This window comes from Myxococcus sp. MISCRS1 (genome assembly GCF_026626605.1).
In the GTDB taxonomy this organism is placed as follows: Bacteria; Myxococcota; Myxococcia; order Myxococcales; family Myxococcaceae; genus Myxococcus; species Myxococcus fulvus.
Genome location: NZ_JAPNKB010000001.1, coordinates 6,778,140 through 6,792,508 on the forward strand (window position 1 = coordinate 6,778,140; position 14,369 = coordinate 6,792,508).

The 14,369-nt window shown below is 67.9% G+C and carries 13 protein-coding genes; 8 read left to right on the forward strand and 5 right to left on the reverse strand.

All coding sequences use genetic code 11. From position 1 onward, the window contains the following. Nucleotides 1-41: 41 nt before the first annotated feature. The 3 genes from OWM54_RS27030 to OWM54_RS27040 all read right to left on the reverse strand — a co-directional run bounded on the left by OWM54_RS27030 (nucleotide 42) and on the right by OWM54_RS27040 (nucleotide 3,071). Nucleotides 42-1,235: an LLM class flavin-dependent oxidoreductase gene (locus tag OWM54_RS27030; RefSeq protein WP_267699362.1), complete on the reverse strand. Its 1,194-nt coding sequence runs from the start codon at nucleotides 1,233-1,235 to the stop codon at nucleotides 42-44. Between the two features lie 187 nt (nucleotides 1,236-1,422). Then, the gene (locus OWM54_RS27035; RefSeq protein ID WP_223782642.1) at nucleotides 1,423-2,178 is read right to left on the reverse strand and encodes a DUF5953 family protein; all 756 of its coding nucleotides are present in this window, start codon (nucleotides 2,176-2,178) and stop codon (nucleotides 1,423-1,425) included. Continuing rightward, a complete protein-coding gene (locus OWM54_RS27040; RefSeq protein WP_267699363.1) occupies nucleotides 2,175-3,071 on the reverse strand; it encodes a DUF6310 domain-containing protein in 897 nt (298 codons plus the stop codon). Before OWM54_RS27040 ends, OWM54_RS27035 begins: the two co-directional genes overlap by 4 nt. A gap of 103 nt (nucleotides 3,072-3,174) precedes the next feature. Between OWM54_RS27040 and OWM54_RS27045 the strand changes: the two genes are divergently transcribed. The 8 genes from OWM54_RS27045 (at nucleotide 3,175) to OWM54_RS27080 (ending at nucleotide 12,190) form a co-directional block, all read left to right on the forward strand. Next, nucleotides 3,175-4,161, forward strand: coding sequence for an RNA ligase family protein (locus OWM54_RS27045; RefSeq protein ID WP_267699364.1), 987 nt, complete (start codon nucleotides 3,175-3,177; stop codon nucleotides 4,159-4,161). Nucleotides 4,162-4,348: 187 nt separating this feature from the next. Continuing rightward, the gene (locus OWM54_RS27050) at nucleotides 4,349-5,215 is read left to right on the forward strand and encodes a TolB family protein (RefSeq protein WP_223747015.1); all 867 of its coding nucleotides are present in this window, start codon (nucleotides 4,349-4,351) and stop codon (nucleotides 5,213-5,215) included. Then, entirely contained in the window at nucleotides 5,212-5,853 is a 642-nt protein-coding gene (locus OWM54_RS27055; protein ID WP_223747016.1) for a M23 family metallopeptidase, read from the forward strand. Before OWM54_RS27050 ends, OWM54_RS27055 begins: the two co-directional genes overlap by 4 nt. 64 nt (nucleotides 5,854-5,917) lie before the next feature. Beyond that, a complete protein-coding gene (locus OWM54_RS27060) occupies nucleotides 5,918-7,123 on the forward strand; it encodes an RICIN domain-containing protein (protein ID WP_267699365.1) in 1,206 nt (401 codons plus the stop codon). Between the two features lie 303 nt (nucleotides 7,124-7,426). Next, nucleotides 7,427-9,748, forward strand: a complete 2,322-nt coding sequence (locus tag OWM54_RS27065; protein WP_267699366.1) for a kelch repeat-containing protein — start codon at nucleotides 7,427-7,429, stop codon at nucleotides 9,746-9,748. A gap of 144 nt (nucleotides 9,749-9,892) precedes the next feature. Continuing rightward, nucleotides 9,893-10,537, forward strand: a complete 645-nt coding sequence (locus OWM54_RS27070) for an HAD family hydrolase (protein WP_223747019.1) — start codon at nucleotides 9,893-9,895, stop codon at nucleotides 10,535-10,537. Nucleotides 10,538-10,560: 23 nt separating this feature from the next. Further along, nucleotides 10,561-11,607: a Rieske 2Fe-2S domain-containing protein gene (locus OWM54_RS27075; RefSeq protein WP_223747020.1), complete on the forward strand. Its 1,047-nt coding sequence runs from the start codon at nucleotides 10,561-10,563 to the stop codon at nucleotides 11,605-11,607. Nucleotides 11,608-11,614: 7 nt separating this feature from the next. After that, a complete protein-coding gene (locus tag OWM54_RS27080; RefSeq protein WP_267699367.1) occupies nucleotides 11,615-12,190 on the forward strand; it encodes an RNA polymerase sigma factor in 576 nt (191 codons plus the stop codon). 136 nt (nucleotides 12,191-12,326) lie between these two features. Here the strand turns inward: OWM54_RS27080 and OWM54_RS27085 are convergent, their stop codons facing one another. Together OWM54_RS27085 and OWM54_RS27090 are read right to left on the reverse strand one after the other, a co-directional pair. Further along, nucleotides 12,327-12,539 (reverse strand): hypothetical protein, encoded by a 213-nt coding sequence (locus tag OWM54_RS27085; protein WP_267699368.1) that lies wholly within the window; start codon nucleotides 12,537-12,539, stop codon nucleotides 12,327-12,329. 151 nt (nucleotides 12,540-12,690) lie between these two features. Further along, a complete protein-coding gene (locus OWM54_RS27090) occupies nucleotides 12,691-14,115 on the reverse strand; it encodes a TolC family protein (RefSeq protein WP_223747023.1) in 1,425 nt (474 codons plus the stop codon). Between the last annotated feature and the right edge of the window lie 254 nt (nucleotides 14,116-14,369).

Below are 14,369 nucleotides of genomic sequence, written 5' to 3' on the forward strand. Positions count from 1 at the left end.
CAGGAGCGACGAACGGTCCTCGGAGCCCTCCGCCAGGGGGCTCAGGGAGGCGCGGGCGTCTTGAACTCGGGGATGAGCTCGCCGGTGAGGCGGATGCTCTTGAGCACAGCCTCGTGGGTGAGGGCGCCCACCTGGTGGAAGGACATCAGCGCGTCGATGCCCAGGGCCTCGTAGCGCTTGAGGCCCTGGCGCACCTGGTCCTTCGTCCCGACGATGAGCGAGTCCTGGGCGCTCAGCACCTCCCAGACCTGCTCATCGGGCACGGCCTCGCCGGACATGATGCGGCCGAGGATGCGCTGGGCCTGGGACTGGGGTGCGTTGGGGTCCTTGCGTCGCAGGTACTGGCCCGTGAGCCCGCCGCCAGCGGGGTCCTTGGCGAGCGCCTCCAGCTCCGCGGCGGATTTGACGAAGTGGTCCTTGGCCTCGAAGAACGTGAAGGAGCCGCTGGTGTACCAGGCGGCGGCCTTCGCGGCGCCGTTCTGCATCGCCTCGCGCTCGGTGTCAGCGCAGTGCACGAAGGTGAAGAAGGCCACCTGGTCGTTCACGAAGTCGCCGACGGGCTCACAGCGGGTCCGCAGCGCTTCGCGGTAGAGGTGGATCATCTCCGCGACTTCTTCGGGGGAGGCCCACAGCGTCACGCCGAGCGCGCCGACGCCGTTGCGTCCGGCCTGTTCGAAGGACGCGGGGCTGGAGCACGCCTGCCACAGCGGCGGGTGCGGCTTGCGGAAGGGCTTGGGGATGACGTTGATGTCCTTGACGCGGAAGTCCGGTGAGTCCCAGGAGAACTTCTCCTGGGTCCACAGCTTCGGAATCATCTGGAAGGCCTGCTGCATCTGCGAGCGGGTGGCGTCGGGCTCGATGTTGAAGACGCGCCACTCGGGGATGGTGCTGCGGGCCATGCCGAGCTGGAAGCGGCCGCCGCTCAGGTGGTCGAGGAACGCGGAGCGCTCGGCGATGCGGATGGGGTGGTTGAAGCGCGCGGGCGCGAGCGCCGCCGAGTGCCCCACGTGGATGTTCTGGGTGCCCATCGCGATGGCGGTGAGCATGACCTCGGGTGCGGAGCTGTAGCTGAACTCCACCGCGGTGTGGTGCTCCACCTGCCACCAGACGCCGTAGCCCATCTCGTCCGCGAGCCGAGCCTGCTCCAGCGTCTCACGGATGATTTGATGCTCGTGGTCCGCGCCAGTCCACCGCTCCTTCGGGTGCTGCATCTCCGAGAAGATGTCGAGTCTCATGTCGGGTCCTCCCCCTGTAGACCTCGGGTTGCGGAAGACTGTAGCACCGTGGGTGAAGCAATCCGTTCCCCTGGCCCAATCCTTGTCAGGGGGAGGGCCTGGGTTGACATCCATTGTTTGTTTCGGCGGAGGGGCCCGCAAGCGCCGGTTCCTCGTGATGGACGTGCGGGCACCCGGAGCCGAGGAGTCAAGACGCCGCGCGGCCACCGATTTCCGGGAAGCGCTCATAGGCGCGCTTGAGCGCGTCCAGATGAGCGGGGTCGTCCAGGTCGAGTGGTGCCTCCGTGAGCTGTACGACCCAGCCCCCTGTCGCCGTGCGTCGAGCCCGTGAAAGCAGCTCCGCGTCACGGGAGGGGTCCGGGAACCCAATGGCCTGTGCGGCAGCGGAGGACCAGTAGTTCAGCCACCCGAGGTGACGTGGCGTCTCAGGTGAATGGATGTCCCATGGCATCTTCAACGCGGGCAGTCCGAGTGGCGGCTTGCTGGGGCCGTATCTCTTCGGGCCGGTCTGGTCCGCGATGACCTCCATGATGGCCCCCGGTGCCACGAGGCCCCACAGCGCCCGGATGCCCTCTGCCACTTGCTCCAACACATCCGCAGCTGCCGCGAGAGCGACCGTGTCCTGCGGTAGCTTCGCATGAACCTGAAGCTGGGGCTGGCCTCCTGGACTCTCACTGGCGAGTTGTTGCCGCCCTACAACCGTCACCGGGTAGCGCTCGTCCCCGTTGCAAACAAGAGGAAACTCTCCGCGTGCGGCTGCCTCGGCGAGCCATGCGTCGCGCTTGGGTATCGCGATGAGCTGACCTTTATTTGAAACCTGCCACGTCATGCTCAGGCCGGGGAACGCCCGCTCCAAGCCGTGGACGGCAGCGAGCGGACGGCCATCGTTCTCACTGAGCGCAGATGCATAGAGGTTCAGAATGAGGCGGTTTCGAGTGCTCATCGCGTGCACCCCGTCACGACAATGTCAAAGGTGTCGTCTGCCATCTTCAGTTCAGCTTTGTGCGTAACGGTGCTGACGCCAATGACGAAGTCATAGCCACAAGTCCGTGCGATACTCCGCGCATCCTTGAACTCTCTTATCTGGTCTTCGATGACCCGTTCCCGGAGGAAGTCACTGTACGTGTCGAACTGGTAGGTCTTGATTTCCCATAGGACACGCGCACCGACTTGAAGCGCATCGAAGCGCTTGCCACCCACCAGCACGTCCATTCCAGGATATCGGTTGGGCGGAAACTTATCGGCGCACTCGTCATGGGCGGCATCCTCGCCCGCGTGCGGCACCGGGACGGGCTTGCAGTCCGGGCGGCGCTCACTCGCCACTGGCTCGGTCGGTCCTGGAGGAAACCAGTCCTGCCCTGATGGCTTGGGCTTTCGGTCTGCCGCAGGCTTCTTGAGGGGCTGCGTCTGGACCTCTGGCCGCGCGCTCGCACGGGATGCCCGCCGATACGCAGCCAACTCCTCGCTGATGGCGGCTGCCACCACGACCGCACCTGCGACAATCACGGCCCCGACGATGATTTCGGGCGCAATCAGAACGCAGACGCCCAAGCCAAGTGCGGCGGCTCCCGCGGAGGCGACCGAGCATCGTCCCGTGACATCACGAAACTCGAGCCGGTCATGGTCGAGCGAATGGAAGCACCGCTCCACCAGCACGGCCCATTCGTTGGAGGCCTCCCGCACCACACAGCGCCCGTCATCCACCCACGGCAGAGTCGCCGCTCTCTGGAGGTTGGCGACCCTGGAGTCTTGGGCCGCTGAGCCTCGTGTGTTCGACTCTGTCGTCGCGCAGGCCGAGAGTAGCAGCAGAAGTGCGGCGCAGGCGCGGAGTCGCATGGTCACGTCCGTTCAATCAGGCCGGGCTGTCGCGGGTCAAGGAGGGCCAACCGCGTCCGAGCGGGGACAGCGCCGCGCGGCCACTTCAGGCATTCTCCCGCGCATGGCACAGCCACCTCCCTTCCGGACCTACGCGAAGATGCCCGCGGCGGGCGAGCCGAAGTCGGTCCCCAGTCCCGGCGGCCCGTGGATCGCACTGGAGAAGGTCCATGGCGCGCAGCTCGTCATCGCCGTGCGTGAGGGACAGGCGTGGTTCGGCAAACGCAAGGCGTGGCTGACCGAGGAGGAGTCCTTCTTCGGATGGCAGCTCGTCCGAGCACAGCTGGGCCACGCCGCCGAGCAGATGGCCCAGGCGCTGGGGGCGGCCACCAGCACGTTGTACTTCTACGGAGAGCTCTTCGGCGGCCACTATCCGCATCCCCAGGTGCCACCCGTGCCGGGCCTGTCCGCCGTGCAGACGGGCATCTGGTATGCGCCAGACCTGCGCTGGTCTCCGTTCGACGTCCTGCTCGTGCGAGATGATGAAGACGAGGGCGTCTTGCTGGCCCACCCGGAGCTGGAGGCCGCGGCGAGGGACGCGGGGCTCATGACGCCTCCCGTGCTTCGCAGGGGAACCCGCGGCGACATGGACAGCGTCCCCACCCGGTTTCCGACGCGGGTCCCCAGCCTGTTGGGGTTGCCGACGCTCGCCGACAACGTGGCGGAGGGGATGGTCATCAAGAGCGAGCAGCGCGCCTCTCCGAGTGCCCGCGCCTCCGTCAAACGGAAGATCGACGAGTTCAGCGAGGGCCGCTTCGACGAGAGCGAGGCGTGGAGTCCGCACCAGCCCCTCTCTGTGGAGACGCTCGTGGACTGGTCTTTGAGATTGGTCAACCCCGCGCGAATCGCCAGCGCCATCTCCAAGTGTGGACGCGACCACGTCGACGCCCTGCTCGACGAAGTGGTCCTCGACGTGCGCGTGGACCTGGAGCTGGCGTTCCCGCTTGCCTATCGCTCGCTCGATGTCGCGGCGGAAGAACTCCTCTCGTCTCGGATTCGCGAGCGAGCCCGTGTGCTCATCCAAGCCGCGCTGGTGCCTCACGGTGTGTGACGACAAATGGACAGCATCCCGCCATCTTCAATCGGCCTCCCATTTTCTTCTGTCGCCGTGAATTCACGCAGTCTTCAATTTTGCGTGGGCAAGTAATTATTGATTTCCAGGCAACTCGTTCCTGAGTGGCAAGAAAACCCATTCGTCACACATCACCGAATGGGTTTCCCCTCACCCCTGGAGCGACATGAGAAGACAATTCCTGGCACTCACCGTGCTGACGCTGGCTGCGACCAGCGCCGCCGCGGCGGACCGCATGAATCCGACGGACCTGCGCCGCGTGACGAAGGCGCGTGAGCACCTCGTCCCCGCCGTCGCGAAGGAGTTCGGACCCAAGGCCCGGTTCGTCCACCTCTTCGGGCAGGGCAAGGGAATGCTGGCCGGCGTCGTCGCGGAGATTCCCGCCGACGCCCTGGGCACGGACGAGCTGCCGCTGCTGGCCATCGTCCAGTACGACGAAACCACGGGCGCGGTGCGCGTGGTGGGCCGTGAGTTCAAGTACCGCGAGGCCCGCACGGTAGGCCCCGAGGTGGCGCTGCTGGATGGCGAGGGCAATCTGCACCTGCGCGACGCCAACGGCCGCGAGCGTCTGCTGGCGCAAGGCGTGGGCGGGGACCTGTTCCCCACGGCGAAGGGCGACGCCCTGGTGGCCACGCTGGCGATGTCCCGCGGCCCCAAGCACGAGACCTCCGTGGGCCTCATCGACCTGAAGGGCCGCGTGAAGGTGCTCGCGGATGGGCCCGGCGTGGACGCGACGCCCAGCATCTCTCCGGATGGACGGACCGTGGTCTTCGTCTCCGGCCGCACCACCGTCGCATCGTTCTACGTGACGGACGTGGACGGCGCGGCGCCCAGGCAGCTCACCAACCTCGGGATGGACAGCACGATGCTGTATGGCGGCCCGCCCAAGGGCTTCGTGCCACCGCCCGTCTCCAGTCATCACATGACGTGGTTGAGCGACGACGTGCTCCGCTACAACGCGGGCGGCGGCGAGTTCTGGAAGCTGAACGTGCGGACGGGCGAGGCCTCCGCGGACCTGGGCGGTGAGAAATGAGTCTCGCGATTCGGCAACTGCTCATGCTGGCGCTGTGTGTCCTTCCAGCCCTGGCCTCCGCGCAGACGATGTTCCGCTTCCCCGCGTCGCAGCTCGCGGACCAGTGCGGCAACGGCGGCTGTACCGTGAGCGCGTACAAGGATTACGGCGGTCGGGACTACGCCTGTGGGGGTGTGCGCTACAGCGGCCACACGGGCACGGACTACGCGCTGGTCGGCGGGTTCAGCAAGATGGACTACGGCGTCTGGGCGATGAATGCCGCGCGGGGCTACATCGAGTCCAACGTGGATGGGTATTACGACCGGTGCAACTACTGGAACCAGTCCAACCCCTACGCCGCCTGTGGCCTCTACACAGCCAACTACATCATCATGCGGCACCCGGATAACACCCAGACCTGGTACTGGCACCTGAAGGCCTATACGCAGCAGTTCGCCCGGGGCACGTCGCTCGACTGCGCCTACTGGATTGCGCGGGTGGGCTCTTCCGGGGCCTCCACGGGGCCGCACCTGCACTTCGAATACTGGGTGCCGGGCTACGGCACGGATGACCCGTACGCGGGTTCCTGCGGCACTCCATACACGCGTTGGACCTCACAGGGCGCGTACCGGGGCCTGCCGGGAATCGCCTGTCAGTAGCTCACGCTTCCATCGCCGGCGTGGTGGGTTGGGATTGCCCGCCACGCCTGGCGTAGGATGAGGCGTGCACTCTCCAAGATGGCTCCTCCTGGTTGCCCTGACGTTCGCCTGCGTCGCCTCCGCGGCAAGCCCCGCTCCCAGCTACCGGACCCGGGCCATCGAGGGCTGGACGGTTCGCATCGATGACCGCCTGCTGTCAGCGGCGAACAAGCCCCTGACGGACAAGGCCCTGGTGCTCCTGGGGGCGCAGCTCAAGGAGGTCGTCCGGCTCATCCCCGCGGGGCCCGTGGCGCAGCTCCGCAAGGTGACGCTGTGGCTGTCGCCGCCCTATCCCGACGCGTCGGATGCGGCCCGGTACCATGCTGGCAGGGTCTGGCTGGGCCAGCCCGGTCGCAACATGGCGATGCTGAAGGGCATCGAGTTCTCGAACGTCCTCATCTTCGAGAAGGAAACCAGGCGGATGCCGCTCTTCGTGCTCCACGAGCTCGCCCACGCCTATTACGACCAGGTGCTCCACCAGCACGCCGACATCCGGGCCGCCTATGCGCGCGCGGTGGCAAGCAAGAACTACGAATGCGTGGAGCGTCGGCGTGCGTCCGACAAGCCCATCACGTTCGAGCGTGCGTATGCCATCCTCGACGACTGGGAGTACTTCTCGGAGACCTCGGAGGCGTTCTTCGGCCGCAACGACTACTTCCCATTCACGCGTGAAGAGCTGGCCAGTCACGACCCGGGCATGCTCATGCTGCTCGAGCGGATGTGGCAGATGCCCACGACCACGGCCACGCCTCCCGCCACGCCACCTCCGTCCGCCGACTTCGATGCGCGTTGCTACTACCGGCTGACGACCCTGTGGCAGGGCGAGGGCATGTCGCTGGACATCCTCGGGGATGGCAAGGACGACAACGTGCCCATCCTCGCCAGGTCGGCGGAGCTCACGGGTCAGAAGTGGAAGGTGACGCCGGAGGCCAACGGCTACTACCGGTTGACGACCCAGTGGCGTGGGGCCGACCTGTCCCTGGCCAGCACCGCCGACAATCGCCCCCTGCTCGTCAAGACCGCGGACGTTCCGGAGCAGCGGTGGAAGTTGATTCCGGAGCCCAACGGCATCTATCGGCTGACCACCCAGGCGCAGGGTGATGCGCAGTCCCTGGGCATCCTCAATGACAGCAAGGAGAACAACATCTCCGTCCTCTCCAAGACGACCTGCAATGACTCGGCACAGTTGTGGAAGGTGACCCCCGAGTGGCCCGTGAAGGAGGCACTGTGAGCGACGCCCCGATGGGCGTGCTGGCCACTCGTTCGGGTCAGGGCGACTCCAGGGCGAGGTCGTCCGCTCCCATGGGTCCGTCCTTGTCACGCGAGGGTCTGGGCTGACATCTATTGTTTGTTTGAAGTGAGGGTGTTTCCCGGGCGCGAGGGAATGGTCTACTTCGCGGGCTCGCACGCGCTGGTTCCCTCAAGGCGCGTGTGAGCGTTTCCCCACGGCCCGCGACCCTCCGCTCACCTTGCATCCACCTCCTTCGTCGGAGGGCGAGGCCGTTTCCTGCTCGTGCTGGAAAGGAACGCCCGAATGAGGATGCAAGCCAGGCAGCGCTGGAGTCAGTTGTGTTGGGTCATCGCGATGGTGTTCACCGTCTGGGGCTGTGGCTCCTCCGTTGAGCAGGAGCAGACGGGCTCCGTGGAGTTCATGAGCGCGGTGTCCGACGCGCTCGCGGGAGAGGACGTCACCCGCGTCACGGTGACGCTGACGGCCACGGGCGTGCCCGCGTCGACGGTGGTGTTGACGCAGGAGGCCGGGGCGTGGCGCGGCACGTTCCACCAGGTGCCCGTGGGCAGCGCGCGGACCTTCACGGCGGAGGCGTTCGATTCACAGGGCGCGCTGCGCTATCGCGGCGTGGCGGAGGGCGTCACCATCGTCGCGGGCGAGACAGCGGTGGTGGCGATCACGCTCCAGTCGCTCTCCAGTGGTACCCCGTTCGAGAACACGGTGCCGTGCATCGACTCGCTCATCGCGTCGGCGAGCGTGGTGATGCCGGGTGGGAGCATCGTCCTTCGCGCCACGGCGCACGACAAGGACACCCAGGACACGATTTCGTATGCGTGGAGCGCGACCGGTGGCTCCTTCACCACGACGGGCACGGCGACCACCACGTGGACCGCGCCGCAGGTGGCGGGTGAGTTCGCGCTGACGCTCACGGTGACGGACTCGCGTGGCGCGGCGACGAGCCTGCGCATCGACGTGCGGACGCTGTCGACGGATGGCGGGGCGGGGATGGGCAGCGCGAACGTGACGGTGTCCTTCAACATGGCACCCACGGTGCGCGGAATCACGGTCACCCGTTCTCCGGTGCCGGTGGGGCAGGGGACCACTGTCACCGTGGACGCGGTGGACGCGGATGGGGATGCGCTGAGCTACCAGTGGTCCACGACGTGCGCGGGTGCGTGGACGCAGGCGACGTCCGCCGCCGCGACCTTCACGCCGAGCGCCGTGCCGGCCGGTGACCCGTGTGGCAACTGCGCGCTCAACGTCAGCGTGTCGGACGCGCACGGTGGACGGACGCAGGGCACGCTGCGCATCTGCGTGGGCCCTGGCACCGGTCCGAGCATCCCTCCGCGCATCGTGCAGGCGTACCAGTCCGCGACCACGGTGGCGGGCGGTGAGTCGGTGACGCTGCGGGTGCTGGCGGAGGACGGAGATGGTGGGGCGCTCGGCTTTGGCTGGGCGGCGAGCGTCGGCACGCTGGGCACGGCGACGAGCGGCTTCACCTCCAGCGAGGTGCGATGGACGGCGCCGGCCTGTGTCGCGCAGGGCAGCGCGCCGACGGTGACGGCCACCGTCACGAATGCTCGCGGCTTCTCCGCGTCACACACGTTCAACGTGAGCGTGGTGAATGGGACGAACTGTGGCAGTGGCTCCGCCGCGAAGTGGGATGCGACGGGGAGCATGCTTGAGGCGCGCATCCGCCATCAGTCCCTCGTGCTGCCGTCTGGCAAGGTGCTGGTGACCGGAGGGTATGCCGGCTCGACCTTCATGCCTTCGGCTGAACTCTACAACCCGGAGACGGGGAACTGGACTTCCGCAGGCAGCATGCGCCGGGCTCGCATCAACCACACGATGACCGTGCTGCCCTCCGGCAAGGTTCTCGTGGCAGGAGGTCTTGCGAGCACGAGTGTGAACTCGCTCATGCGCGACGTGGACCTATATGACCCGCAGACGAACACCTGGACAGCAGCGGCTCCGATGACGTTCGAACGGGAGTCGCATACGGCGACGTTGCTGCCCTCAGGCAAGGTCCTGGTGATTGGTGGTACGTACTTCACGAGCGGAGGGATACGCATTCCCGAGCTTTATGACCCCGAGACGAACTCCTGGACGCCTGTTGCGACCGTGAATGCGACGATGAATCGTTCGGGCCACTTCGCGCTCCTGTTGCCGTCGGGAAAGGTCTTGGTCGCGGGAGGTGGTGCGCCAGCCGAACTCTATGATGTGGCCACGGACACTTGGAGCCTTGCTACGGGGCTGACGGGAACCTCCTGGACGCGAGCCTTCTTGTTGCCCTCCGGAAGGGTCCTCGTTCACGCCAGCAGCTCTTTGGCGGAGTACGACCCAGCACTCAACCAGCAGAGGACTGCCGGCTCCTGGATTCACGGTCGGACCTGGTCGTGTCTGCTCATGCTTCCGTCTGGGCGCCTGCTCCAGACGGGAGGCACGGAGGGTATCAGCGCGACCGCTGAGCTGTTCGACCCCTCGGTTGGGACGGCTCGCTATATCGTGAGCATGCCCACGACGCGGGCCTATGCCCCATGCTCCCTGCTTTCGAATGGCAAGGTGCTCATCTCCGGTGGCATGGGCGACACAGTCTTCAACACCGCCATCCTCTTCACCCCGTAACCCACACAGTCCCGCCACCCTCGCGTGACACGGCGCGAGGGTGACGGCCCCTCTCCGGGCACCTGTGCGCTCACAGGCTCGGGTGCCCATCCCCACGGCTCCAAACACGTGCCCCCAACCCCCGAACCACGTATGCAGGAGCGCATGAGCCGCGCTGACTCCCGTGGAATCCTCTTCGACCTCGACGGCACGCTGGTGGACTCGCTGCCGGACATCATCGACAGCTTCCTGTACGCCTTCCCCGCGAATGGCCTCCAGGCACCCACCTACGCGCAGGTGCGCGCCCTCATCGGCCTGCCGCTCGACATCATGTACGCGGAGTTCGCGCCCCAGCACGTGCCCGCGCTGTGCGCCTCCTACCGCGAGCACTACCCGCTGAACTTCCACAAGAACTCCCGCCCGTACCCCGGCGTCCTCGAACTGCTCCACACCCTGCGCGAGCGCGGCTACCTGCTGGCCGTCGCCACCACCAAGAAGAGCCCCATGGCCCGCCGCTTCGTCGACGCCATGGGCCTGGGTGACGTCCTCCACCACGTCCAGGGCACCGACGACTTCCCCCACAAGCCCGCGCCGGACGTCCTCCACCGCGCCCTCGCCGCGCTCGGCACGCAGGGCCTGTGGATGGTCGGGGACACCTCCCTGGACCTCCGCGCCGGCAAGGCCGCCGGCCTGCGCACCTACGGTGTCACCTGGGGCACTCACCCCGTGGAGGAGCTCGCCCGTGAAACGCCGGATGAGCTCCAGCCAGACCTGAAAAGACTGCTGGAGCGCCTTCCTCCCCTGTCCTGAGTGGCCCGCTATACTTGGAAAGTATGGAGCCACTGCCCGACGTCCTTCGTCACTTCCACCCCGTGCTCCCTTCCGAGTCGCTTCGCCGAGAGCCCGTGCGCGTGGAGGTGGCCGGTCGCGCCTACGCGCTGTTCCGGGACGAGAAGGGGAGCCCCGCGGCGCTCGCGGACACGTGTCCCCACCGCTTCGCGCCCCTGTCCAAGGGCAAGGTGCGCCCGGACGGCCGGCTCCAGTGCCCGTACCACGGCTGGCGCTTCGACTCGCAGGGCCGGGGCTCCAATCCCAGCCAACCCGAGCTCAAGCACTGCGACGTGAAGAGCTTCCAGGTCGTGGAGCACCACGGCTACCTGTGGCTGGCCCACCGGGAGACGCCGCGCTCGGCCCTGCCCGAGCTGCCCCTGAACGACGGCTACGTCTTCGGCGGCAGCTTCTCGGTGCCCTTCGAGGCGCCGCTGCACGTCTCGCTCGACAACTTCAGCGAGGACGAGCACACGCCCTACGTGCACACCCGCCTGGGCTGGGACGACCCGCACGCGGGCCAGGTCGAGTTCGACGCGAAGAACCACGACGACCACACGGAGGTCCATTACCGCGCCCCCCAGCGCCCCGCGCTCCTGATGAAGCTGCTCGGCGTGCGCGACGGCGACTTCTTCCACAATGACTGGCTGACGCGCTTCGACCCCGTGCAGAGCGAGTACGTCGTGAGCTGGGTGTCGCCCACGGGGGAGAAGCGGCCGTTCATCACCCGCGCCAACATCTTCTTCGTGCCGGAGACGGCCAGGCGCACGCGCCTGCATGTCTTCTCCTTCCTGCGCTGCGTGCACCCGTGGCTCACCCCCTTCCTGCCGGTGGCGGCGAAGGTGGCGCGCGAGCTCACCCGCTGGGAGATCGTCGACGACGCGCGCTTCATCCCCACCGTCGCGGACACGCCCTACAGCCACAAGGGCATGCGGCTGGACCGCTACGACAAGCCGCTCGTCCACCAGCGCCGGCTGATGGAGCGCATCTATTTCCGTCAACCCCGCGCCGTCACCGAGGACGAGGTGCCCGCGCGCGAGGCGGTAGGCTGAAGGGCGCATGAGCCTGGATGAACGCGTCCTCGAAACCCTCGTGGCCCAGCGAAGGCGCTTCCTCGCCTTCCTGGCCCCGCGTGTCGGCAGCCCCGAGGAGGCCGAGGAGGTCCTCCAGCTCGCCCTGGTGAAGGGCCTGGAGAAGGGCGAGGCCCTGCGCGACGAGGAGAGCGCGGTGGCCTGGTTCTACCGCCTCCTGCGCAACGTGCTGGTGGACCGCCACCGCCGCGCGCGGCGCGAGTCCCAGGCCCTGGCCCTCGAGGAGGCCGAGGCGCCTCGCTCCACCGAGGACACCGCCGCGCTCGAGTCCACCGTGTGCGCGTGCGTGGCGGGGCTCGCCGACACCCTCAAGCCCGAGTACGCCCAGGCCATCCGCCGCGTGGACCTGGAGGGCACGCCCGTCTCCACCTTCGCGGGGGAAGAGGGGCTCACCGCCAACAACGCCGCCGTGCGCCTGCACCGCGCCCGGCAGGCCCTGGGCCGCAGGCTCATCGAGCTGTGCGGGACGTGCTGCACCCACGGCTGCGTGGACTGCGTCTGCGAGCCGGACCGTCCCCGCGTGGGTGACGCGCCCTCATCCTGAGGTGGGGTGGAGCCGCGGTGCCTGCATCCGCGCACGCAAGGCGCGAGGGCTCGACGCGGTAGGGCTTCCCGGGGCCGTCTTGCTTCGTGGAGTCATGTGCTCCACGAAGGCTCGACGGATTCCCGCTGGACGGGCGTCAGTGCGCCGGTTGAGCGGGTTCCTGTTGCGGCTGCGAGCCAACCCCGACCCGGGCCTCGTACGCGTTGCAACCGCTCGCGCCGGAGACCTTCAGGTCGAACTTCCGCAGACTCGCCTGCATGCAGCGCTGCGTCTCGTTGTCACTGGGGTTGGGCTTGTCGCTGGCGAAGTAGCGACAACCCTTGCAGTTGCCCCACGTTCCTTCCGCCATGTTGACCTCCTCGGTGAAAAGGGTGCTTCGACTTCTCTCCGAGGGTGGGGCCGGTGGTGGGCTCCCACAAGAGCCCCGCCCACCCGCCCCGGGAAGCGGTCGCCCCGGTGCCTGGCGTCGAGCGTCCAGGCCACCGGATGGCGCTTGAAGCCTACTGCTGCTCGGGTGCCGGCTGCTCCGTCTGCACCGGCGCGTCCTGCGGCGCGGTCTGCTGCTGCAACTGGGTGGCGTCGCCGGGCAGCGGCTGCACCACGGGCGGCGCGGCGCTCTCGTCCTTCAGGTCCGAGTCGAGGCTGCGCGCCTCGAACGCACCCACCGAGCGCAACAGCTTCAGCGCCGCGACGGAGGCCTGGAGCCGCTCGGCCACCAGGCCAATCTCCGCCTGCGTCAGCGCCGTGTTCGCGTCCGCGACCTCCAGGTACGTGGCGACGCCCGCCTTGAAGGAGACGTCCGTCAGCCGCTGGCCCTCACGCGCCAGCTCCACCGTCTGCTCCGCCTTGAGGCGGTTGGCCAGCGCGCTCTCCAGGTCCAGCTGCGCCGTCTTCACTTCCTGCCGCGCCGTCAGCTCCGCCTTGCGCTGCGTGGCCAGCGACTCGGCGATGCGGGCGGAAGCCTCGGAGAGGTTCGCCTCGCGAAGCCCGCCATCCCACAGCGTCCAGTTGGCGCCGAAGGTGATGAGCCACACGTCCGAGCGGCCCTGGAAGCCCGCCGCGTTCGCCACGCGGAACTGCCCGGTGACGCCCAGCGTGGGCAGGTAGCTGAACCACACGCCGCGCTTGTTGATGCGCGCCAGCTCCGTCGTCTCACGGGCCGCGGCCACGTCCGCGCGCTGCTCCAGCGACTTCTGCACCAGCACCTCCGCCTCCGTCTTCACCGGCACCTGCGGCTCGGGAGGAGGCGCCACCTCGAAGTCCGGGCTGTCCAACGCCAGGAGCGTCGCCAGCACCAGCTTCGCGGACGCCAGCGCGTTCTTCGCGCGGATGAGGTCCTGCTCGGCGCGCGACAGGTCCTGCTCGGCGCGCAAGAGCGCCACGCGCGTCACCGTGCCGGCGTCGAAGCGGATCTTCGTGTCCTTGGCGCGGGCGCCGTTGAGCTCCACCAGCCGCTCCTGCACCGTCACCGCCTGGGCCTGCGCCGCGGCGCCGTAGTACGCCTGCGCCACGCCGAAGAGGATTTCGCGCCGGGCCTGCTCCACGTTGAGCTCCGCGACGCGCTCGCTCTTGTACGCGGCCTGGATGCCCGCCCACAGCTGCGGGGCGATGATGGCCTGACGCACCTCCGCCTGGAACTGGCGCTGCACCAGGGGCTGGATGACCACCGGCTCGGGGCCCAGCGGGCCGGGGGGGATGATGGCCGCGTTGGAGTTGCGGATGATGGCCGCGCCCACGGTGACGGTGGGCAGGTAGCCCGCCCACGCCTTGCGCGACGCCGTGTCCGCCTGCCGCAGCCGGGCCTGGGCCGCCTTCAGGTCCAGGTTCTCCTTGCGCGCCTGATTGAGCGCGTCCTCCAGTGTCAGCACGGGGGGCGGTGCCGCGGCCAGGGTGGCCGCCAGGGTCAACGCCAGAAGTGAGCTCATAACCGCCTCTGCCTCCTCGTGGAGCCCCGCGCCGGCGCGGTGTGCCCCATTTGCGTCCTCGAAGGACTTGCTACGGGTTGTGTCTTGGGTGCGCGCGCCCGGGCGTCTTGCCCGGGTGCGTCATGCTCTGTGGGAATTCAGCGCGAAGTGCCGAACCGGCTCTTATGAAGTTCGTCCGCCGCCGCATCGCTTCTTCCGCCGTCCTGTTCCGGGTCCGGCCCCACATAGGCCATGTCGTTCTATTTTGGAAGCTC

Bases quoted from the DNA above. Each gene is read 5' to 3' on its own strand.
- OWM54_RS27030 (WP_267699362.1), bottom strand. From the start codon at position 1,235: ATGAGACTCGACATCTTCTCGGAGATGCAGCACCCGAAGGAGCGGTGG.
- OWM54_RS27035 (WP_223782642.1), bottom strand. From the start codon at position 2,178: ATGAGCACTCGAAACCGCCTCATTCTGAACCTCTATGCATCTGCGCTC.
- OWM54_RS27040 (WP_267699363.1), bottom strand. From the start codon at position 3,071: ATGCGACTCCGCGCCTGCGCCGCACTTCTGCTGCTACTCTCGGCCTGC.
- OWM54_RS27045 (WP_267699364.1), top strand. From the start codon at position 3,175: ATGGCACAGCCACCTCCCTTCCGGACCTACGCGAAGATGCCCGCGGCG.
- OWM54_RS27050 (WP_223747015.1), top strand. From the start codon at position 4,349: ATGAGAAGACAATTCCTGGCACTCACCGTGCTGACGCTGGCTGCGACC.
- OWM54_RS27055 (WP_223747016.1), top strand. From the start codon at position 5,212: ATGAGTCTCGCGATTCGGCAACTGCTCATGCTGGCGCTGTGTGTCCTT.
- OWM54_RS27065 (WP_267699366.1), top strand. From the start codon at position 7,427: ATGAGGATGCAAGCCAGGCAGCGCTGGAGTCAGTTGTGTTGGGTCATC.
- OWM54_RS27070 (WP_223747019.1), top strand. From the start codon at position 9,893: ATGAGCCGCGCTGACTCCCGTGGAATCCTCTTCGACCTCGACGGCACG.
- OWM54_RS27075 (WP_223747020.1), top strand. From the start codon at position 10,561: ATGGAGCCACTGCCCGACGTCCTTCGTCACTTCCACCCCGTGCTCCCT.
- OWM54_RS27080 (WP_267699367.1), top strand. From the start codon at position 11,615: ATGAGCCTGGATGAACGCGTCCTCGAAACCCTCGTGGCCCAGCGAAGG.
- OWM54_RS27085 (WP_267699368.1), bottom strand. From the start codon at position 12,539: ATGGCGGAAGGAACGTGGGGCAACTGCAAGGGTTGTCGCTACTTCGCC.
- OWM54_RS27090 (WP_223747023.1), bottom strand. From the start codon at position 14,115: ATGAGCTCACTTCTGGCGTTGACCCTGGCGGCCACCCTGGCCGCGGCA.